Below are 20,463 nucleotides of genomic sequence, written 5' to 3'. Positions count from 1 at the left end.
CACCCGGATGGACGACGGGAACACCGACAGCGAGGTGGAGCCCCACTTCCCGAACAGCCGCCCGAACGGCCGCCCGAACGTCTGCTCGAACGGCTGCTCGGGCGGGCTGCCCGACGGCCGGCCTCAGCCCTCGCCGCCCTCCAGGTCCCCTTCGGTCTCCAGGAACGCGGCCTGCAGCTGCGCGATCAGGTCCGGGTCCGGCTGCTCCCACAGCCCGCGGCTCGCGGCCTCCAGCAGGCGCTCGCTGATCCCGTGCAGCGCCCACGGGTTGGCGCCCGCGAGGAACTCCCGGTTGACCGGGTCGAGCACGTACTCCTGGGTCAGCTTCTCGTACATCCAGTCCGCGACCACGCCGGTGGTGGCGTCGTAGCCGAACAGGTAGTCGACCGTCGCGGCCATCTCGAAGGCGCCCTTGTAGCCGTGCCGGCGCATCGCCTCGATCCAGCGCGGGTTGACCACGCGGGCGCGGAAGACGCGGGCGGCCTCCTCCGTCAGCGTCCGGGTGCGGACCGTCTCCGGGCGGGTGGAGTCACCGATGTACGCGGTCGGCGCCTTGCCGGTGAGGGCGCGGACGGTGGCCACCATGCCGCCGTGGTATTGGAAGTAGTCGTCCGAGTCCGCGATGTCGTGCTCGCGGGTGTCGGTGTTCTTCGCGGCGACGGTGATCCGCTTGTACGCGGTCTCCATCTCCTCGCGGGCCGGTCGCCCGTCCAGCCCGCGCCCGTAGGCGTAGCCGCCCCACACCGTGTACACCTCGGCGAGGTCGGCGTCGGTGCGCCAGTCACGGCTGTCGATCAGCTGCAGCAGGCCGGCCCCGTACGTGCCCGGGCGGGAGCCGAAGACGCGGACGGTGGCCTTGCGCTCGTCGCCGTGGACCGCCACGTCGGCCCGGACGTGCGCCCGGACGAAGTTCTGCTCGTCGGTCTCCTCCTGGGCGGCGGCCAGGCGCACCGCGTCGTCCAGCAGGGCGACCACGTGCGGGAAGGCGTCGCGGAAGAACCCGGAGATGCGCAGCGTCACGTCGATGCGCGGGCGGCCCAGCTCCTCCAGCGGGATCGGCTCCAGGCCGGTGACCCGGCGCGAGGCCTCGTCCCAGACCGGGCGGACGCCGAGCAGGGCGAAGGCCTCGGCGATGTCGTCGCCGGCGGTGCGCATCGCGCTGGTGCCCCAGAGGGAGAGCCCGACCGAGGGCGGGTAGGCGCCGTCGTTGTCGGCGGTGTACCGCTCGATCAGCGAGGTGGCGAGCGCCTGGCCGGTCTCCCAGGCGAGCTTGCTGGGGACGGCCTTGGGGTCGACCGAGTAGAAGTTGCGGCCGGTCGGCAGGACGTTGACCAGACCGCGCAGCGGCGAGCCGGAGGGGCCCGCCGGGACGAAGCCGCCCTGCAGCGCGTGCAGCACGGCGTCCAGCTCGTCGGTGGTGGCGGCCAGGCGGGGGACGACCTGGGTGGCGGCGAAGGCCAGCACCTCGTGGACGGCCTCCCGGACGGTCTCCGGCAGTTCGGCGGCGACCTTCTCGACCGCCTCGGGCGCCCAGTCCTCGGCCTCCATGGCCTCGACCAGGGCGCGGGCCTTGGCCTCGGCCGCGTCGGTGGCGCCGAGGGTCAGCGCCGCCTCGTCCAGGCCGAGCGCCTCGCGCAGGCCGGGCAGCGCGCTGACGCCGCCCCAGATCTGCCGGGCGCGCAGGATGGCGAGCACGATGTTGACCCGGTCGGTGCCGGCCGGCGCCTGGCCGAGGACGTGCAGGCCGTCGCGGATCTGGGCGTCCTTGACCTCGCAGAGCCAGCCGTCGACGTGCAGCAGGAAGTCGTCGAAGCCGTCGTCCTCGGGACGCTCGTCCAGGCCGAGGTCGTGGTCGAGCTTGGCCGCCTGGATCAGGGTCCAGATCTGGGCGCGGATGGCGGGCAGCTTGGCCGGGTCCATCGCGGCGATGTTGGAGTGCTCGTCCAGCAGCTGCTCCAGGCGCGCGATGTCGCCGTAGGAGTCGGCGCGGGCCATCGGCGGGACGAGGTGGTCGACCAGGGTGGCGTGGGCGCGGCGCTTGGCCTGGGTGCCCTCGCCCGGGTCGTTGACCAGGAAGGGGTAGACCAGCGGGAGGTTGCCGAGGACGGCGTCCGGGCCGCACTCGGCGGACAGCGCGGCGGTCTTGCCGGGCAGCCACTCCAGGTTGCCGTGCTTGCCGAGGTGGATGACGGCGTGGGCGCCGAAGCCGCCGTCCTCCTGCGCGGCCTCGATCCAGCGGTAGGCGGCCAGGTAGTGGTGGCTCGGCGGCAGGTCGGGGTCGTGGTAGATGGCGACGGGGTTCTCGCCGAAGCCGCGCGGCGGCTGGATCAGGACCAGCAGGTTCCCGGAGCGGATCGCGGCCAGCACGATGTCGCCGTCCGGGTTCTGCGAGCGGTCGACGTACAGCTCGCCGGGGGCCGGGCCCCAGTGCTCCTCGACCTGCTCGCGCAGGGCCTGCGGGAGGGTGGCGTACCAGCGGCGGTAGTCGGCGGCGGGGATGCGCACCGGGTTGCGGGCCAGCTGGTCCTCGGTGAGCCAGTCCTGGTCGTAGCCGCCGGCCGCGATCAGGGCGTGGATGATCGCGTCGCCCTCGTGCCCCTCGTCCTCGGTGCCGTCGAAGCCGGGCAGGTCGTGCCCGAGGTCCATGCCCTCCTCGCGCAGTCGCTCCAGCAGGCGCACGGCGCTGGCCGGGGTGTCCAGGCCGACCGCGTTGCCGACCCGCGCGTGCTTGGTCGGGTACGCCGACAGCACCAGCGCGAGGCGGCGCTCGGCGGCCGGGACGTACCGCAGCCGGGCGTGGCTGACGGCGGTGCCGGCGACGCGGGCGGCGCGCTCCGGGTCGGCGGCGTAGACCGTCAGGCCGTCCTCGTCCAGCTCCTTGAAGGAGAACGGGACGGTGATCAGGCGGCCGTCGAACTCCGGCACGGCGACCTGGGTGGCGGTGTCCAGCGGGGACAGGCCGTCGTCGCTGGCCTCCCACTGGGCGCGCGACCAGGTGAGGCAGAGCGCCTGCAGGATCGGGCGGTCCAGGGCGGCGAGCGCGCCCGCGTCCCAGGCCTCCTCGTCGCCGCCGGCCTGCGCGTCGGCCGGGCGGGTGCCGCCGGCGGCGAGCACGGTGGTGACGATCGCGTCGGCCTCGCCGAGCGCGGCCAGCAGCTCGGGCTCGGCGCCGCGCAGCGAGGCGCAGTAGTAGGCCTTCGCCTGGGCACCCTGGTCCTCGATCGCCCGGCAGAGCGTCTCCACGAAGGCGGTGTTGCCGCTCATGTGGTGGGCGCGGTAGTAGAGCACCGCGACCGTCGGACCGTCGTTCGTCCGGGCTTCGCGCTCCAGCGGGCCCCAGGCCGGGGCGGAGGCGGGCGGGGCGAAACCGTGACCGGTCAGCAGCACGGTGTCGGAGAGGAAGGCGCCCAGCTCGGCCAGGTTGGCCGCGCCGCCGTGGGCGAGGTAGGCGTGCGCCTCGGCGGCGATGCCGGCCGGGACGGTGGACAGCTCCATCAGCTGGGCGTCGGGGGCTTGCTCACCGGTCAGCACCACCACCGGGCGGGGGCCGGCCAGCAGTGCGTCCAGGCCCTCCTGCCAGGCGCGGCGCCCGCCGAGCAGGCGGACCACGACGAGGTCGGTGCCCTCCAGCAGCGCGGGCAGGTCCTCGGCGGTGAGCCGGGCCGGGTTGCCGAGCCGGTAGCGGACCGGACCCTCCGAGGCACGGGCGCTGAGCAGGTCGGTGTCGGACGTCGACAGCAGCAGGATCATGTGAAGGCCCTCCCGGCCTCGTCGGTGGCCGGGACGGCCGTGAAGTGGGCCGGGGTGGCCGGGATACGGGCTGGGACGGTCGTGAAGTGGGCCGGGGTGGCCGGAATACGGACCGGGGCGGCCGTGACTCCGGCCGGGGCCGTCGCGCAGACGGCCGTGGACGCGTGCGCGGGCATGCGACAGCGCTGGTGCATTTCTGCCTTCCTCGGGGTCCGCGCCCCGGGCCGGTGGAGGACGGCAGGAGTTCCTGGCTCCCGCGGCCGACCGGCTTCCCGGTGAACCGCGGTCACAGTGGCGGGACCGCACCGGGCTTGCACCGGTTTCCTCCCCTGCGCCGTCGCTGGCGTGTGCGGACGGTCCGCCGGGACCGTCCGCCCAGCATCGTACGGGGTACGACTGACCTGGGGGAGAGTGAGCTTTCGGTCGGGGGCTCCGGACCGACCGGCGCACGGGCCCCGGCCGCGTGGACCGGCCGCCCGGCGTACGCGTCGGGTGCGCCGGAGTGTGATGCAGCGGACGGAGGCAAGCGATCGGATCATCTGTATGCTCGCCGCCATGCCACCGACACCTGACGCCACCGCGCCGGGCGCCGCCGTGCCCGACCGGGAGGTGCCCGACCGGGGGCGCGGGGACGCCTGCCCCGGGGCACTGCGTCTGCACCAGGCCGACGACGGCGCCCTGGCCCGGATCCGCCTGCCCGGCGGCCTGCTGACGGACCGTCAGGCACTCGCCCTGGCCGAGGCCGCCGAGGCCCTGGGCGACGGGGAGTTGGAGACCACCTCGCGCGGCAACGTCCAACTGCGCGGCCTGGCACCGCAGTGCGCGACGGACCTCGCCGAGCGGCTGCGCGCCGTCGGGCTGCTGCCCTCGGACACCCACGAGCGGGTCCGCAACATCGTCGCCTCGCCGCTGGCGGGACTGGACGCCGTGCCGGGCGCCGACGTCCAGGCCTGGGTGCGGGAGCTGGACGCGCGGCTGTGCGCGAGCGACTGGGCGGCCGGGCTCTCCGGCAAGTTCCTGTTCGCGCTGGACGACGGGCGGGGCGACGTCGCCGCGCTCGACGCAGATGTGACATTGATCGCAGGCTCTGGGGCCCCTGGCTCGGGGGCAGCCGGCTCGGGGGAAGCCGCCGCGGGGACCGCAGGCGCCGGGGCCGCTGCCGCGGGCCGGCCCGCCGTGCTGCGCCTCGGGCGGTCGAGCCACGGACACCCGGTCGAGGCCGGGCAGGAGGTGACGGCCGTGCTGGACGCGGCCCGTTCCTTCCTGACGTCGCTGCGGGCGGGCGGACGCAAGGCCTGGCACCTGCGCGAGGTGCCCGACCTGCTGCCGGCCGGCTCGGTGCCGCTGCCCGACTTCGCCGGTGCGGCGCCCGCCGTGGGCGCGCATCCCGGCGGGCTCTCGGTGGGCCTGCGATTCGGCCGCGCGAGCGCCGCGCAGTGGCGGGCGCTGGTCGCCGCCGCGACCGCCGCGGCCGGTGAGCTGCGGCTGACGCCCTGGCGCGGTGCGGTTGTGCCCGGCGCCTCCGTCGACCTGCTGCCGGGACTGGCCGAGGCCGGGTTCCGTACCGGGCCGGGCTCGCCCTGGGAGCGGGCCACCGCCTGCACCGGGCTGCCGGGGTGCGCCAAGTCGCTCGCCGACGTCCGCTCGGACGCGGCCCGGGCGCTGGACTCCGACCCCCGGTCCGCGAGTGGTGACGCGGTCCGGTCCGCGGATGCCGGCGGGATCCGGTCCGCGGATGCCGACGCGGTCCGCGACGCGCTGCCCGTCCACTGGTCGGGCTGTGAACGGCGCTGCGGCCACCCGGCCGGGCGATGGGTGGACGTGCTCGCCACGGGGCACGGCTACCGGGTGACGGTGAACGGACCGGCGGCTGCCCCCATGGCCGCCGAGGTGACGAACGAGCAGATGGCCGAGGCGGTCGCCGAGGCCAGGAGGACCACGAAGTGATCGAGTACGAGAAGGACGGCGCGTCCATCTACCGCCAGTCCTTTGCCACCATCCGCGCGGAGGCCGATCTGGCCGCCCTCCCGGCGGACGTCTCCCAGGTCGCGGTGCGGATGATCCACGCCTGCGGGATGGTCGACCTGGTCGAGGACCTGGTGTACTCGCCGGGCGTGGTCGCCTCCGCGCGCGCCGCGCTGCACGCCGGTGCGCCGATCCTCTGCGACGTCAACATGGTCGCGAGCGGGGTGACCCGCAAGCGGCTGCCCGCCGACAACGAGGTGATCTGCACCCTCACCGACCCGTCGGTGCCCGAGCTCGCCCGGAAGATGGGCAACACCCGCAGCGCCGCGGCCATGGAGCTGTGGCTGCCCCGACTGGAGGGCGCGGTGGTCGCCGTCGGCAACGCGCCGACCTCGCTGTTCCGGCTGCTGGAGATGATCGAGGCGGGCGCGCCGCGCCCGGCCGCGGTGATCGGCGTCCCGGTCGGCTTCATCGGCGCGGCCGAGTCCAAGCAGGCCCTGGCCGAGCACCCGTCCGACCTGGAGCACCTGGTGGTGCGCGGCCGGCGCGGTGGCAGCGCGATCGCCGCCGCCGCCGTCAACGCGATTGCGAGCGAAGAAGAGTGACGGAGCATCAGAACGCCTCGGTCGGGCGGCTGTACGGCGTCGGGCTCGGCCCGGGCGACCCGTCGCTGGTGACCGTCCGCGCCGCCGAACTCATCGGCAAGGCCGACGTGGTGGCGTACCACAGCGCCCGGCACGGCCGGTCCATCGCGCGCTCGATCGCCGAGCGCTACCTGACGGGTGGTCAGATCGAGGAGAAGCTGGTCTACCCGCTCACCGTCGAGACCACCGACCACCCCGGCGGCTACCGGGGCGCGCTCGACGACTTCTACGAGGAGGCCGCCGCCCGGCTGGCCGCCCACCTGGACGCCGGCCGCGACGTCGCCGTCCTCGCCGAGGGCGACCCGCTCTTCTACGGCTCCTACCAGCACATGCACAAGCGGCTCGCGCACCGCTACCCGACCGAGGTCGTGCCCGGCGTGACCTCGGTCAGCGCCGCGGCGGCCCGGCTCGGACAGCCGCTGACCGAGGCCGAGGAGACGCTCACCGTCATCCCGGGCACGCTGCCCGAGGAGGAGCTGACGGCGCGGATCGCGTCGGCCGACTCCGCCGTGATCATGAAGCTGGGGCGCACCTTCCCGACCGTCCGCCGGGCCCTGGAACGGGCGGGGCGGCTGGCGGACGCCCAGTACGTCGAGCGGGCCTTCATGGCGGGGGAGCGCATCGCGCCGCTCGCGGAGGTCGACGACGAGACGGTGCCGTACTTCTCGGTCGCGGTGCTGCCGAGCAAGGTCGCGCCGCTGGAGCCCGAGGTCCGGCTGACGGAGGGCACGGGCAGCGTCACCGTCGTCGGCACCGGGCCGGCCGGACCGCTCTGGCTCACCCCCGAGGCGCGCGGCGCGCTGGCCGAGGCCACCGACCTGGTCGGTTACACGACCTACCTGGCCCGGGTGCCGGAGCGCCCGGGACAGCGGCGGCACGGCTCGGACAACAAGGTGGAGTCGGAGCGCGCCGAGTACGCCCTCGAGCTGGCGCGTCGCGGGCACCGCGTCGCGGTGGTCTCCTCGGGCGACCCGGGAGTGTTCGCGATGGCCACCGCCGTCCTGGAGGTCGCCTGCGAGGAGGCCTACCGGGACGTCCCGGTGCGGGTCCTGCCGGGGATGACCGCCGCCCACGCGGCCGCCTCCCGGGCCGGCGCCCCGCTCGGGCACGACTACGCGACGGTGTCGCTGTCGGACCGGCTCAAGCCCTGGGACGTGGTGGCCAAGCGGCTGCGCGCCGCCGCCGAGGCGGACCTGGTGCTCGCGTTGTACAACCCGGGCTCGCAGTCCCGCACCACCCAGGTCGGCCTCGCCCGGGACCTCCTGCTGGAGTACCGGGCCCCGGAGACGCCGGTGGTGATGGCCCGCGACGTCGGCGGGCCGACCGAGCGGGTGCGGATCGTCCGGCTCGGCGAGCTGGACCCGGCGCTGGTCGACATGCGGACGATCCTGCTGATCGGCTCCTCGCAGACCCGGGCGGTCGAGCGGGGCGGCGGCGTGGAGGTCGTCTGGACGCCCCGGCGGTACCCGGAGGAGTGACGGCGGGCGGCCGGCGAAACCCGGCTGACAGCTGACAGCTGACAGGCAACAGATAGCAGACGACAGCTGACAGATTTCGTCATCTGTCAGCTGTCGTCCGTCTTGTGCGTCCTGTCCGCCTCGTCAGGCTCGTCAGGCTCGTCAGGCTCGTCTCACTCGGCCGTCCGTCGTCAGCGGGTCGGCTTGGCGAGCAGCAGCTCCGTGTTGTGGTCCTCGCCCGAGCCCAGCAGCGACGTCACCCGCCCGTTCGGGTCGTTGTACGACAGCTCGCGGTAGAGCGCCGCGAGGTTGGCGTCCGAGGTGCTGCCGAAGTCCGTCCCGTACGGCGCGGAGGACTCGATCAGCGTGGTGAACAGCGAGATCGTGCCGTCCCCGTTGTCCGTGACCTCGATGATCCGGCCGTGCTGCGGGTAGTCGATGTGCGAGGCGGTGTTGATCTCCCAGAACGCCCGCTCCGGCACCGCGTGGCCGTGCGGCGTGATCTTGTTCATGTGGGTGTGCCCGTTCACCCAGCCGACCACGTTCGGGTAGCGCTGCAGCAGCGCCACCAGCTCGTTGCCGTCGTGCCGCTTCTCGAAGATGTTCCGCGGGTCCGGCAGCAGGTTGCCCATGCTGGTGCTGGTGTGGTGGCTGAAGACCAGGATCAGGTCGTCCGTGTTGCCGCCCGTCACCCGGTTCCCGTTGGTGTCGTACCAGTGCCCGCTGTGCGCCTTCAACTGCTGCTCCAGCCAGCGCAGTTGCGCGGTGCCCAGCGAACCGTCGGCGAACCCGGCCTGGTTGGTGGTGTCCAGGCTGATGCCGACCACCTTCTCCGAGATGCGGAAGGTGTAGTAGAGCTTGCCGCTGCTCGCCATGTCCGAGGTGAAGCCGTGCCCGTACGGGCCCGCGCCGGTGGCGGCCGGGTCCAGGTGGGCCTTGGCGAACTCCTTGAGCGTGAACGGCTTCCGGCGCTCGTCCGGGGTGATCCGGCGCACGGCCTCGCCGCTGGCGATCAGCTTGGCGAGCAGCAGCACGGCGCCCGCCGGGTCGCGGCGCAGCGAGTCCATCAGCTGGGCGGCCGTGGCGTCGTCGCAGCCCTCCAGCTTGTAGTGGCCGGTGTAGAGGTCGTTGAGCAGCCCGAGGTCCGGAAGGGTGCCCTCGATGCTGTCGTCGTGGTTGCCGACGGTCGTGTACCAGGGCGTGCGCAGGCCCGGCGCGTCGAAGGGGCGGCCGGCGGCGGAGAGGAAGCCGGGCACCTGCGGGAAGCCCTTGGCCTTGTAGCCGTCGTTGTAGGAGAGCTCGGGGTTCCAGTAGGCCGAGTTGCCGGAGTTCTGGACGCCCTCGTAGCTGTTCGGGTCACCGGTGTTCTGAGCCAGTCGGCCGCCGCCCATGACCTTGAGGTACCAGTCGAGCTCGGCGAGCTCGTGGTTGTCGGTGTTGTCGCCGGTGGCCATCACCATGCTGAACGGCATCCCGGTGTAGGGGCCGCCGGCGAGCGAGTTGACCCGCTCGACGAGGGCCGACACACCGCGGGCGTTCAGGGCCTCCTGCGGCCGGTAGGCGCTGCCGGTGAACCGGGCCAGGTACTCGAAGCGCACCGGGGACTCGGTGTCCACCAGGTGCAGGTCGCTGAACTGGACGAAGCTGGCGAGGCCGGTACGGCGGTCGTCCCGGCCGGAGCCCGCCGCCGCCAGGTCGCCGCGCACCATGAGCGGCCAGCCCGGACCGGCCGTCAGCCGCTTGTAGCCGCCGGTGCCGACCGGCGTGGCCACCTGCTCCAGCGTGGTTCCGGTGACTCTGACCGCCCGCGCGGCCGTGGCGGCCAGCGCCTGGTCGCGCGCCGCGGCCGAGGCGAACTGCGCGCCGCCCAGCGACAAGGCCGACCACACGGCGGCCACCGACGTACCCGTGAGGAACGTACGCCGACTCATCCCTGCCACAAAAAACCCCCACATACTGATGGCCCGGCAGGGCGGACAACCCGTTCACCGGACCGACGTGTCATGAACCCGCATCTGGCGGACGGCCACATTACTCACTGGTAGGCCGTGGGGCGAGACCCGTGCAGCGAACACTTCGGGAACGGATCGGAAGAACTCCTCCGCGACTCGCGCACCGCTCCCCGGCAGCCCGTGCCGCCACTCGCGCTCCGCCCGCCATCGCCCGCCACTGCCCGGCTCCGCCCGCCACTGCCCGGCTCCGCCCGCCACTGCCCGGCTCCGCCCGCCACTGCCCGGCTCCGCCCGCTACCGCTCGGTTCCGCCCGCCCCCGGGTAACCCCGGTAGGGCCCGGCCCGGGCGCGTGGGGGAAAATCGGCGGCGGCGGCCGAGGTGGCCGCAGGGAAGACGGGACGGCGCGGGCGCCGTCGGAAGCGAGGCGCAGGTGGCCGCAGCGGGAGCCGAAGGCGGAGCCCAGGCGGAAGCCGGGGCGGGCGGCCGGGCCGGCCAGCTGAAGAGCAGCGGCCTGCGGCACGGCTGGACGACGGGTGCCTGTGCCACCGCCGCCACCAAGGCCGCGTACACCGCGCTGCTCACCGGCGAGTTCCCCGACCCCGTGGTCGTCACCCTGCCCAAGGGCCAGCAGCCCTCCTTCGCCCTCGCCGCCGAGGGGCTGGGGACGGACGGGCAGCCCCACGCCATGGCCGGGGTGGTCAAGGACGCCGGCGACGACCCCGACGTCACGCACGGCGCACTGATCCGGTCGACCGTCCGGGCCGGGGAGCCCGGCACCGGGGTGGTGTTCCGGGCCGGCCCCGGGGTGGGGACGGTCACCAAGGCCGGCCTGCCGCTGCCCGTGGGCGAGCCGGCGATCAACCCGGTGCCCCGGCAGATGATCCGGGACGCCGTCGCCGAGGTGGCCGCCGGGTTCGGCGGCACCGGGGACGTGGTGGTCGAGATCTCCGTCGACCACGGCGAGGAGATCGCCCGTTCGACCTGGAACCCGCGGCTCGGCATCCTCGGAGGCCTGTCGATCCTCGGGACCACCGGGATCGTCGTCCCCTACTCCTGCTCGGCCTGGATCGACTCCATCCGCCGCGGCGTGGACGTGGCCCGGGCGGCGGGGCGCACGCACGTGGCCGGTTGCACCGGTTCGACGTCGGAGAAGGTCGCGGTCGCGGTGCACGGGCTGCCCGAGGACGCGCTGCTGGACATGGGCGACTTCGCCGGCGCCGTGCTCAAGTACCTGAAGCGCCACCCGGTGCCCCGGCTGACCATCGCGGGCGGTTTCGCCAAGCTGTCCAAGCTCGCGGCCGGCCACCTCGACCTGCACTCGGCGCGCTCCCAGGTGGACAAGGGGTACCTGGCCGAACTGGCCCGGGCGGGCGGGGCGGACGAGGCGCTGACCGCGGCGGTGGCGGCCGCCAACACCGGACTGGAAGCGGTGCAACTGTGCCGTGCCGCCGGGGTTCCGCTCGGGGATCTGGTCGCCGAGGCGGCGCGGGCGACGGCGCTCGGTGTACTGCTGGGCTCGCCGGTCGCGGTGGACGTCGTCTGCATCGACCGGGCCGGCACCATCGTCGGCCGGGCGGAGCCGCTGGGGCCGTGACACCGTCACGACTGTCACGGGAGCGTGACAACGTCGCTTGGTGATGTGAAGATCTGACGTCCATACAGGGGGAGAAGCGGACAAAAGGAACGCCACGCCGCCGTTCGGTTCCATCGCCATCTCAACCATGAGATATGGTCTGGCGAGTGACAGGCGACTACCTCACCCGTATCGGCACCCTCATCCGCACCGCGCGTCAGCACCGTGGCTGGTCCCAGGCGCAGCTCGGAGAGGCACTCGGAACCAGCCAGAGCGCGGTCAACCGCATCGAACAGGGCAAGCAGAACGTCAGCCTTGAGATGATCGCCCGCATCGGCGAAGCCCTCGACAGCGAGATCGTCTCCCTCGGCTACTCCGGCCCGATGCACCTGCGGGTCGCCGGCGGCACCCGCCTCTCCGGCGCCATCGACGTCCGCAGCAGCAAGAACGCGTGCGTCGCGATCCTCTGCGCCTCGCTGCTGACCACCGGCCGCACCACGATCCGCAGCGTCGCCCGGATCGAGGAGGTCTACCGCATCCTCGAGGTGCTCACCAGCATCGGCGTCAAGAGCCGCTGGATCAACGACGGCCGCGACCTCGAACTCACCCCGCCCGCCGAGCTGGACCTCGCCGCGATGGACGTCGAGGCCGCCCGCCGCACCCGCAGCGTGCTGATGTTCCTCGGCCCGCTGATGCACCGCGCCGAGCACTTCGCCATCCCGTACGCGGGCGGCTGCGACCTCGGCACCCGCACCGTCCAGCCGCACCTGACGGCGCTGCGCCGCTTCGGCCTGGAGGTCGCCACCACCGGCGGCGCCTACCACGCCTCGGTCGAGCCGGGCGCGCCGCTGGACCGCCCGATCGTGTTGACCGAGCGCGGGGACACCGTCACCGAGAACGCCCTGCTGGCCGCCGCGCGCCACGACGGCGTGAGCGTCATCCGCAACGCCTCGCCCAACTACATGGTCCAGGACCTCTGCTTCTTCCTGGAGGAGCTGGGCGTCAGGATCGAGGGCATCGGCACCACCACCCTCACCGTGCACGGCGTCCCGCAGATCACCTGCGACGTCGACTACACCCCGGCCGAGGACCCGGTGGAGGCGATGAGCCTGCTCGCCGCCGCCGTCGTCACCTCCTCCGAACTGACGATCCGACGGGTGCCGATCGAGTTCCTGGAGATCGAGCTCGCGGTGCTCGAAGGCATGGGTCTCGACTACGACCGCACCCCCGAGTACCGGGCCCACAACGGCCACACCCGCCTGGTCGACCTCACGGTGCGCCCCTCCAAGCTGACCGCGCCGATCGACACCATCCACCCGATGCCCTTCCCCGGCATCAACATCGACAACGTGCCGTTCTTCGCCGCCATCGCCGCGGCCGCCCACGGCACCACGATGATCCACGACTGGGTCTACGACAACCGCGCGATCTACCTCACCGAGCTGACCCGCCTGGGCGCGGACGTCAAGCTCCTCGACCCGCACCGGGTGCTGGTCCAGGGCCCCACCCGCTGGCGCGCCGCCGAGATGATGTGCCCGCCCGCGCTGCGCCCGGCGGTCGTCATCCTCCTCGCGATGCTCGCCGCCCAGGGCACCTCCGTCCTGCGCAACGTGTACGTCATCAACCGCGGCTACGAGGACCTGGCCGAGCGCCTCAACTCGATCGGCGCCCAGATCGAGACCTTCCGCGACATCTGACGGTCCGTCATTCCGGTGACCGGCCTCACCCGTCGAGGCCGGTCAGCAGGATCGCCACGTCCAACCCGGTGTTCAGGTACTCCGTGAACACCGGGTTGTTCAGTGCCCAGGGCGACCGCCGCTCCCGGACCAGCCGGACCGCCTCGCCGTTGTCCCGGCCGAGACCGACCAGTGCCTGCCCCACCACCAGGCCCGAGCGGTTGTAGCCCGAGTGGCAACGCACCAGCGTCCGGCGGCCCCGGCGGACGGCCGCCGCCGTGAGCTCCGCCGCCTCCTGGACGGCCAGCAGTTGGCCGGGGGAGAGCGGATCGTCCGGCACCTCCCGGACGACGTGCTCCACCCCGGGTGCCGGACCGTGCCCGGGCAGCGTGAACAGGCTGACCACCAGGTCGAACTCGCGCCGTACGACGGCGGGTTCCAGCTCGCCGCCGGGCGGGGTGAAGTAGTGCCCGCCCATCCAGAGCCCGGGGACGATCTCGTTCCACGGGTCCGACGGTCCGGGGGTGCCGCGTTCCTTCCGGCGGGTCCGCACCGGTGCTCCCTCTCGGCCGACCCGTCCGGCGCTACTCGCCCGTGGCGCCGTCGAGGTGTTCGCGCAGGAGGTCGGCGTGGCCGTTGTGGCGGGCGTACTCCTCGATCATGTGGGTGAGGATCCAGCGCAGCGAGAAGGCCTCCTCGCCGTAGTGGCCCAGGACGTCCAACGACTATGCGGCGGCGACGAGTTCCCGGGCGTGGTCGCATTCGCGGCGCCAGGTCGCGAACGCCTCGTCCGGGTCGGCGGTGTCGACGTCGAACTCGGCGAAGGAACCGTCGGGGTTCTTCCAGAAGCCGGGCACGCCCTCGTCGGCGAGGACGTTGCGGAACCAGCTGCGCTCCACCTCGGCGAGGTGCCGGACCAGGCCGAGCAGGGAGAGGCCGGAGGGAGCCAGCACCCGGGCGCGGAGCTGTTCGGTCGTCAGGCCGGCGCACTTCATCACGAGGGTGTCGCGCTGGTGGTCCAGGAAGCCTGCCAGGGTGGTGCGTTCGTCGGCGGTCTTCGGGGTCAGGGTGCGCTGATCGTCGGCCATCGGGCCATCCTGCCGGGCGGACGGCGCCGCCGCCCGGCATTTCCGCGGACCGGACTCAGCACCAGCCCAGTTGCTCCAGCCAGTGCACCGCGCCCGCCACGTCCGGCACGACCGGCACGCCGTCCGGCACCGGGGGGCGCTCCACGATGATGACGGGCAGCCGGAGGCCGCGGGCGGCGGCCAGCTTGGGCGCGGTCGCGGCGCCGCCGCTGTCCTTGGTGACCAGGACGTCGATGTCGCGCGCGCGCAACAGTGCCTCCTCGCCCTGGATCGTGAACGGGCCGCGGTCCAGCAGGACTTCGAAGGAGGGCGGCAGCGGCGGCTCGGGCGGGTCGACCGAGCGGGCGATGAAGTGCACCCCGTCGACATGGGCGAAGGCGGCGATGCCCTGGCGTCCGGTGGTGAGGAGGACCCGCTCCCCGCGCCGCGGCAGCAGGTCGGCCGCTGCGGCGAGTGAGGGGACGGGGAGCCAGCGGTCCCCCTCGACGGGGGTGAAGCCGGGTCGGCGGAGCACCAACAGTGGTACGCCGGTGGCGGCGGCCGCGAGGGCCGCGTTCTGCGACATGCCGGCGGCGAACGGGTGGGTGGCGTCGACGACGGCGTCCACCCGCTCGGCGTGCAGCCAGTCGGCCAGACCCTCCGGGCCGCCGAACCCGCCGATCCGCACCTCCCCGGCGGGCAGCCGGGGTCGGGCGACCCGGCCGGCCAGCGAGCTGGTGACCCGCAGGGACGGGCGGCCGTCGAGGGCGGCGGCCAGCTCCCGACCCTCCGTCGTCCCGCCGAGGACGAGCAGGTGGCGCATCACGACCCGCAGGGCTCGTGCGGGCGCTCGCGGTCCGCCGAGTAGAGGTGGCTGTCGCGGAAGTGCTCGGCGGCCAGCGTCCGGCCGACGATGATGACGGCGGTGCGGACCACGCCCGCCGCCTTGACCTGCTCGGCGATGTCGCCGACGGTGCCGCGCAGCACCAGCTCGTCCGGGCGGCTGGCCATCGCGACGACGGCGGCCGGGCAGTCGGCGCCGTAGTGCGGGAGCAGCTGCTCGACCACGTCGTCCACGTACCCGGCGGCCAGGTGCAGCACCAGCAGGGCGCCGCTGCGGCCGAGCGTGGCGAGGTTCTCGCCCTCGGGCATGGGCGTGGCACGCTTGGCGATCCGGGTGAGGATGACGGTCTGGCCGACGGTCGGCACGGTCAACTCCCGCTTCAGCGCTGCCGCGGCGGCGGCGAAGGCGGGCACGCCGGGGACGACCTCGTACGGGATGCCCGCCGCGTCCAGGCGGCGCATCTGCTCGGCGACCGCCGAGAAGACGGACGGGTCGCCGGAGTGCAGCCGGGCCACGTCCTTGCCCTCGTCGTGGGCGCGCGTCATCTCGGCGATGATCCGGTCCAGGGTCAGCTGGGCGGTGTCGATGAGCCGGGCGTCGGGCGGGCACTCGTCCAGCAGCTCGCGCGGGACCAGGCTGCCGGCGAACAGGCAGACCTCGGCGCGGGCCAGGATGCGCTGGCCGCGCAGGGTGATCAGGTCGGCGGCACCCGGGCCGGCTCCGATGAAGTAGACGGTCACGAGGCGTCCTCCTGGAGGGTGTCGGGTCGGCCGGTGTCGGGTCGGCCGGTGTCGGGCTTGACGGCGGACCACTGGGTGACCGGCATGGCCTGGCGCCACCCGGTGAAGCCGCCCACCGGGACGGCGTGGGCGACGGCCAGCTTGACGAGCTCGCCGCCGTGCCGCCGGTACCACTCGGTGAGCAGCGCCTCGGACTCCAGGGTCACGGTGTTGGCGACCACTCGGCCGCCCGGGCGCAGTGCGGCCCAGCAACTGTCCAGCAGGCCGGGCGCGGTGAGGCCGCCACCGATGAACACGGCGTCGGGGGTGGGGAGTTCGGTGAGCGCGGCGGGGGCGCGGCCGGTCACCACGCGCAGCCGGGGCACCCCGAGCGTGGCGGCGTTGCGGGCGATCCGCCCGGCGCGCACCGCGTCGCGCTCGACACTGACGGCCTGGCAGTCGCGGTGGGCGCGCAGCCACTCGATGGCGATCGAGCCCGAGCCGCCGCCGACGTCCCAGAGCAGCTCGCCGGGCGAGGGGGCGAGCGCGGCGAGGGTGGCGGCGCGGACGTGCCGCTTGGTGAGCTGGCCGTCGCTCTCGTACGCGGCGTCGGGCAGACCGGGGACGAGGGAGCTGCGGGGGCCGTCGCCGAGTTCGACGGCGACCAGGTTCAGCGCGTCGCCGGGCGGGTGCGGCCACCCGTCGGCGGGGCCGTGGAGCTGTCGTTCGCGCGCGTGGCCGAGCTTTTCGAGCACGCGCAACCGGGCGGTGCCGTAGCCGCGCTCGGTGAGCAGGGCGGCGACGGCGGCCGGGGTGGCGGCGTCGGCGCTGAGCACCAGCAGGCGGCGGCCGGGGTGGAGGGCGAGCGCGAGCGTGTCCAGCGGACGGCCGACCAGGCTGACCACCTCGGTCGCCTCCAGTGGCCAGCCGAGCCGGGCACAGGCGTAGGAGACGGAGGAAGGGTGCGGCAGGACGCGCAGCCGGTCGGCCCCGACGGTCTCGGCCAGGGTGCGGCCGATGCCGAAGAACATCGGGTCGCCGCTGGCCAGGACGGCGACGCGGCGGCCGGCGTGGGCGGCGAACAGCGCGGGGACGGCAGGGCGCAGCGGGGACGGCCAGGGGACGCGCTCGGCGGTGACCTCGTCCGTGGGGAGCAGGTCCAGCTGGCGGGGGCCGCCGACGATCACCTCGGCGTCCCGCAGTGCTGCGCGGGAGGTGGCGGCGAGGCCGGGCCAGCCGTCGGCCCCGATCCCGACGACGGTGATCGGGGGTGGCAGCTCGGGCACCGGGTGGCTCCTCGTCGTTCGGTCCTGGGGTCCAGCGATCCTGCTGGTCGGGGCAGCCTACCTGGCGGTATCCGGGCGGGTACGGGCGGTCGGCCGACTGACTGCGGCGCCTGGCGGCGGCCGACTGGCAGCGGGCGACTGACTGCGGCGACTGGCAGCGGGCGACGGATGACACGCGACGGGTGGCAGACGGCGGAACACGGCTGACAGATGTCAGCGGACAGATGACAGCTGACAGATTTCAAACTCTGTTCGCTGAAATCTGAAAGCTGTCACCTGTCCGCCCAGTCCCCCGACTCGATCAGCGCCGGCCGCTCGCGCAGCCGCGCCGCCACGGTTGACCCGGCGAGGTAGACCCACGCGTCCCGCGATCCGCCCGCCGCCGTCCGCACCACCATCCGCCGCCGCACGTACAGCCCGGTGCCGTCCGCCCGGCACTCCTCCAGCACGTCCAGGTCGGCGAGCGCTCCGGCGTACGCGCCCGGGCGTACGGTGATCAGCTCGCCCAGGATCCGGCGCCCGGGCGTCGCATCGGGCACCGCGTACGGGAAGCCGGGGCCCTCGTGCAGCGCGGCGCCCTCCAGCACCGCCGGGCGGATGTCCGCACAGCGTCCGGCCAGGTGCACCGCGTGGTTGCGGCCGCCGCTCCGCAGCGTGCCGTAGACGAAGAAGGGCAGGTCCTCCTCGGACGCGGACACGGGTTCGACCTCCTGGCTGGGGAGCGCCCACGGTACGTCCTCCGGTCCGATTCGTGATACCGACTGGCGCACCGGGCCGCCGATGCGCTGTCATGTCGGATGTTCGGCCAGCACCGTCCAAGGGGGACACACATGACATCGCCCGCTTCCTCACAACCGGCCAGCGCCACCCCCGACACACCCACCGACACCATCCCCTCCCCGCCCGAGGACGCCCGCCCCGCCGGCCGGCTGGGCGGCGCGGTCTGGCTCGCACTCGCCGTGGTCTACGTCGTCTGGGGCTCGACCTACCTGGCGATCCGGATCGCGGTGGAGACGATGCCCTCCTTCCTCTCCGCCGCCACCCGCTTCCTCGTCGCAGGACTCCTGCTGGCCGGCTACCTGCTGGTGCGCCAGGGCCCGGCCGGGCTGAAGGTGAGCGGGCGCCAGCTGGCCTCCTCCGTCCTGGTCGGCGTGCTGCTGCTGACCGGCGGCAACGGACTGGTGGTCCTGGGCGAGACCTCCGTCCCCTCCGGCCTGGCAGCCCTGCTGGTGGCCGCCGTCCCGCTCTGGATGGTGGTGCTGACGGCCTTCGGTGGCGAGCGCCCGAAGCCGGCCGAACTCGTCGGTGTGCTGCTCGGACTGGCCGGCCTCGGCGTGCTCTCGGCCCCGGCGATCGGCGGGTCCGTCGAGCCGCTCGGCGTGATCGCGATCATCTGCGCCACGCTGCTCTGGGCGACCGGCTCCTTCGTGAGCAAGAAGATCCCGATGCCGGGCAACGTGCTCGCCGCGAGTGCCTACCAGATGCTGGCCGGCGGCTTCTGCGATCTGCTGATCGGACTGGTTCGCGGTGAGCAGCACGGGCTGGACCTGGCGGCCGTCTCCGGCCGCTCCTGGCTGGCCCTCGCCTACCTGGTGCTGTTCGGCTCGCTGCTCGCCTTCACCGCGTACGCCTGGCTGCTGCGCTCCGCGCCACTGACGCTGGTCGCCACCTACGCGTACGTGAACCCGGTGGTCGCGGTGCTGCTGGGCTGGCTGATCCTGGCCGAGCCGCTGACCGGCCCCACCCTGGCGGGCGGGGCGATCGTGGTCGCGGGCGTCTGCCTGGTGGTGAGCGTCAGCCGGCGGCCGCGGCACCGTCCGACGCCGGCCCGTCCGGAGAAGGGCGCGTCCGCTCGTAGCTGAGGACGGCGTTCCCGCGCCCGAACATCCGGCTCCGTCGTCGACCGCATCGTCCCGCCCCCGGCCTGCCCGCCTCTGGCCGCCCGCCCGTGGGCCTGGCCTGCCTGCCCGTGCTCCTGGCCTGCCCGCGCTCTGACGTGCCCGCCCGTCCCGCCGCCGTCCGCCGCCCGGGTGACAGCCCGCGGGGCCGCCCCCGAGCTTCCGGCTCGCGGGGGCGGCCCCGGTTCGTACAGGTCGGAGGTCCGGGTTGCGGGTCCCGCTCAGAAGGCGTGCGGGGGCTTGCCCGTCCACCAGTTGCCGGGTGCGTCGGGGTCGCGGCTGGTCCAGTACTCGATGATCGCGTTGGTGAACTCGGCCGCGGACAGCACGCCGTCGCCGTCGGTGTCGAGGTGGCGGAAGGCCTCGTCGGCGTCGTCGCGGCACAGGCCGGCGAAGTGGCCGCGCTGGAAGACGAAGAACTCGCCGGCGTCCACCGTCCCGCTGTGGTCGGCGTCGGCGACGGCGAGGAAGGCCTCGGCGAGCGCGCCGAGGATCTCCCGTGCGGCCTCGGGGTCGTCGACGAGCGAGCCGGTGGAGACGACGAACTGCTGCCGGGTGATCGCCTCGGTGCCGGCGGGCAGCCGGGCGAGGTGCAGGTCGTGCCAGATCGTCAGGTAGGCGCGGACGATGACGGCTTCCGCCTCCGAGCCCTCCTGGTGGCCGAGCGAGCGGGCCACCGAGTGGCCCATCAGGACGTGGTCCCGTTCGGTGATGAGGCCGTCGCCGTCGGCGTCGAGGTGATCGAAGCCGTGGTTGATCTTTGCGATGAGAAGGTCGTCCGACAATGTGTCCCCTCGGCTGGCGGTTCCCTGGGTCTCCTACGTCACATCGCCTGCACGCTAACGCCTTGAGCCGCGCTCGCGCAGCCGAACGAAGGGCGAACGCCGGTGCCGGTCCGCCCCGACTGCGCAGCCCTCAGTCCACCTGGTGATCGGCCCAGACGTACGTCTCCGGCAGCAGGTCCGCCACCGGTACGGTGCGCAGGTCGGCCCCCTGCCCGACGATGATCCGCACCTCCGGGAAGTAGTCCAGCAGCACCTGGCGGCAGCGCCCGCACGGCGGGATCACCCCGCGCTCCCGGTCGCCGACCGCCACGACGGTGGTGAGCTCGTACGCCCCCTGCCCGGCCGCCGCGCCGATGAGCACCAGCTCGGCGCACGGCCCGCCGGTGAAGTGGTAGGCGTTCAGAGCGGTGACGATCCGCCCGTCGGCATTGCGCCCGGCCGCCGCCACGGTGTGGTTGTCGCCCCGCGCGTACCGCCGCGCCACCTCCAGCGCCGCCGCGACGAGCTTCTCGTCCACGGGCGTCCGGTTGCTGGTCGACATGTTCATCACACCTCTCCGGTCGGACCTGACAGGCTTCGATCATGATCCGTCCGCCGTCGATCGCGCCAACGCATTTCGTCGGCCCCGTCACCCTGCGTCCCCGGTGCCTCACCGACCTGCCCGTCATCCGGGAGGCCGCGGCCGACCCGTACATCCCGCTGGTGACCACCGTCCCGGCCGAGCGCGTCGGCGCGCAGCGGCGCGACATGTACCTCTACGCGCTCCTCCCCGGCCACCCGCGCTGACCACCTCGGCGCGCCCACCGTGCACAGCCTCGGTGCGCCACCTCGGCGTACCTGCTCAGT

16 protein-coding genes, 1 pseudogene and 1 riboswitch are annotated in these 20,463 nt (G+C 73.9%); of the genes and pseudogenes, 7 read left to right on the top strand and 10 right to left on the bottom strand.

The window, feature by feature from the left end; translation table 11 throughout:
- Positions 1 to 123: 123 nt before the first annotated feature.
- Entirely contained in the window at positions 124 to 3,750 is a 3,627-nt protein-coding gene (gene cobN, locus ABTY56_RS04490; RefSeq protein ID WP_350626450.1) for a cobaltochelatase subunit CobN, read from the bottom strand.
- A gap of 241 nt (positions 3,751 to 3,991) precedes the next feature.
- A riboswitch (cobalamin riboswitch) is annotated at positions 3,992 to 4,077 on the bottom strand.
- A 228-nt stretch (positions 4,078 to 4,305) separates the two neighbouring features.
- Between cobN and ABTY56_RS04485 the strand changes: the two genes are divergently transcribed.
- The 3 genes from ABTY56_RS04485 to ABTY56_RS04475 are packed head-to-tail and all read left to right on the top strand — an operon-like array spanning position 4,306 to position 7,837.
- Positions 4,306 to 5,697 (top strand): ferredoxin-like domain-containing protein, encoded by a 1,392-nt coding sequence (locus tag ABTY56_RS04485; RefSeq protein WP_350626448.1) that lies wholly within the window; start codon positions 4,306 to 4,308, stop codon positions 5,695 to 5,697.
- Positions 5,694 to 6,320, top strand: coding sequence for a precorrin-8X methylmutase (locus tag ABTY56_RS04480; protein WP_350626446.1), 627 nt, complete (start codon positions 5,694 to 5,696; stop codon positions 6,318 to 6,320). The genes ABTY56_RS04485 and ABTY56_RS04480 overlap by 4 nt, the downstream gene beginning before the upstream one ends.
- Positions 6,317 to 7,837 (top strand): precorrin-2 C(20)-methyltransferase, encoded by a 1,521-nt coding sequence (locus ABTY56_RS04475; protein ID WP_350626444.1) that lies wholly within the window; start codon positions 6,317 to 6,319, stop codon positions 7,835 to 7,837. Before ABTY56_RS04480 ends, ABTY56_RS04475 begins: the two co-directional genes overlap by 4 nt.
- Positions 7,838 to 8,007: 170 nt before the next feature.
- On the opposite strand, the gene ABTY56_RS04470 is transcribed toward ABTY56_RS04475, so the two are convergent.
- Positions 8,008 to 9,747 carry a TIGR03767 family metallophosphoesterase gene (locus ABTY56_RS04470; protein ID WP_350626442.1) on the bottom strand — a complete coding sequence of 580 codons (1,740 nt, stop codon included), beginning with the start codon at positions 9,745 to 9,747 and terminating at the stop codon, positions 8,008 to 8,010.
- A 452-nt stretch (positions 9,748 to 10,199) separates the two neighbouring features.
- Between ABTY56_RS04470 and ABTY56_RS04465 the strand changes: the two genes are divergently transcribed.
- Together ABTY56_RS04465 and ABTY56_RS04460 are read left to right on the top strand one after the other, a co-directional pair.
- The gene (locus ABTY56_RS04465) at positions 10,200 to 11,363 is read left to right on the top strand and encodes a cobalt-precorrin-5B (C(1))-methyltransferase (RefSeq protein ID WP_350626440.1); all 1,164 of its coding nucleotides are present in this window, start codon (positions 10,200 to 10,202) and stop codon (positions 11,361 to 11,363) included.
- 146 nt (positions 11,364 to 11,509) lie between these two features.
- Entirely contained in the window at positions 11,510 to 13,039 is a 1,530-nt protein-coding gene (locus ABTY56_RS04460; RefSeq protein ID WP_350626438.1) for a UDP-N-acetylglucosamine 1-carboxyvinyltransferase, read from the top strand.
- 25 nt (positions 13,040 to 13,064) lie between these two features.
- On the opposite strand, the gene ABTY56_RS04455 is transcribed toward ABTY56_RS04460, so the two are convergent.
- The 6 genes and pseudogenes from ABTY56_RS04455 to ABTY56_RS04430 all read right to left on the bottom strand — a co-directional run bounded on the left by ABTY56_RS04455 (position 13,065) and on the right by ABTY56_RS04430 (position 17,632).
- Positions 13,065 to 13,571: a protein-tyrosine phosphatase family protein gene (locus ABTY56_RS04455; RefSeq protein ID WP_350626436.1), complete on the bottom strand. Its 507-nt coding sequence runs from the start codon at positions 13,569 to 13,571 to the stop codon at positions 13,065 to 13,067.
- A 31-nt stretch (positions 13,572 to 13,602) separates the two neighbouring features.
- A pseudogene (locus ABTY56_RS04450) lies at positions 13,603 to 14,106 on the bottom strand (DinB family protein).
- A gap of 55 nt (positions 14,107 to 14,161) precedes the next feature.
- On the bottom strand, positions 14,162 to 14,908 hold the full coding sequence (locus tag ABTY56_RS04445) for a cobalt-precorrin-6A reductase (protein ID WP_502893023.1): 747 nt from the start codon (positions 14,906 to 14,908) through the stop codon (positions 14,162 to 14,164).
- Complete coding sequence (gene cobM, locus ABTY56_RS04440) at positions 14,908 to 15,669, bottom strand: precorrin-4 C(11)-methyltransferase (protein ID WP_350626432.1); 762 nt, start codon at positions 15,667 to 15,669, stop codon at positions 14,908 to 14,910. The genes ABTY56_RS04445 and cobM overlap by 1 nt, the downstream gene beginning before the upstream one ends.
- Positions 15,666 to 16,934 (bottom strand): precorrin-6y C5,15-methyltransferase (decarboxylating) subunit CbiE, encoded by a 1,269-nt coding sequence (gene cbiE, locus ABTY56_RS04435; RefSeq protein WP_350626430.1) that lies wholly within the window; start codon positions 16,932 to 16,934, stop codon positions 15,666 to 15,668. The genes cobM and cbiE overlap by 4 nt, the downstream gene beginning before the upstream one ends.
- A gap of 272 nt (positions 16,935 to 17,206) precedes the next feature.
- Complete coding sequence (locus tag ABTY56_RS04430; RefSeq protein ID WP_350626428.1) at positions 17,207 to 17,632, bottom strand: gamma-glutamylcyclotransferase family protein; 426 nt, start codon at positions 17,630 to 17,632, stop codon at positions 17,207 to 17,209.
- 132 nt (positions 17,633 to 17,764) lie between these two features.
- Between ABTY56_RS04430 and ABTY56_RS04425 the strand changes: the two genes are divergently transcribed.
- Entirely contained in the window at positions 17,765 to 18,796 is a 1,032-nt protein-coding gene (locus ABTY56_RS04425) for an EamA family transporter (protein WP_350626426.1), read from the top strand.
- A gap of 257 nt (positions 18,797 to 19,053) precedes the next feature.
- Here ABTY56_RS04425 and ABTY56_RS04420 read toward each other — a convergent pair whose 3' ends face one another.
- Entirely contained in the window at positions 19,054 to 19,617 is a 564-nt protein-coding gene (locus ABTY56_RS04420) for an EF-hand domain-containing protein (RefSeq protein WP_350626424.1), read from the bottom strand.
- Between the two features lie 130 nt (positions 19,618 to 19,747).
- A complete protein-coding gene (locus ABTY56_RS04415) occupies positions 19,748 to 20,164 on the bottom strand; it encodes a cytidine deaminase family protein (protein WP_502893019.1) in 417 nt (138 codons plus the stop codon).
- A gap of 35 nt (positions 20,165 to 20,199) precedes the next feature.
- Between ABTY56_RS04415 and ABTY56_RS04410 the strand changes: the two genes are divergently transcribed.
- Positions 20,200 to 20,403 carry a hypothetical protein gene (locus ABTY56_RS04410; protein WP_350626420.1) on the top strand — a complete coding sequence of 68 codons (204 nt, stop codon included), beginning with the start codon at positions 20,200 to 20,202 and terminating at the stop codon, positions 20,401 to 20,403.
- Positions 20,404 to 20,463: the final 60 nt, after the last annotated feature.

Origin of the sequence: Kitasatospora sp. NPDC097691 (assembly GCF_040302665.1) — a bacterium.
Lineage (GTDB): Bacteria > Actinomycetota > Actinomycetes > Streptomycetales > Streptomycetaceae > Kitasatospora.
This window is presented reverse-complemented; position numbering and strand designations above follow the sequence as displayed.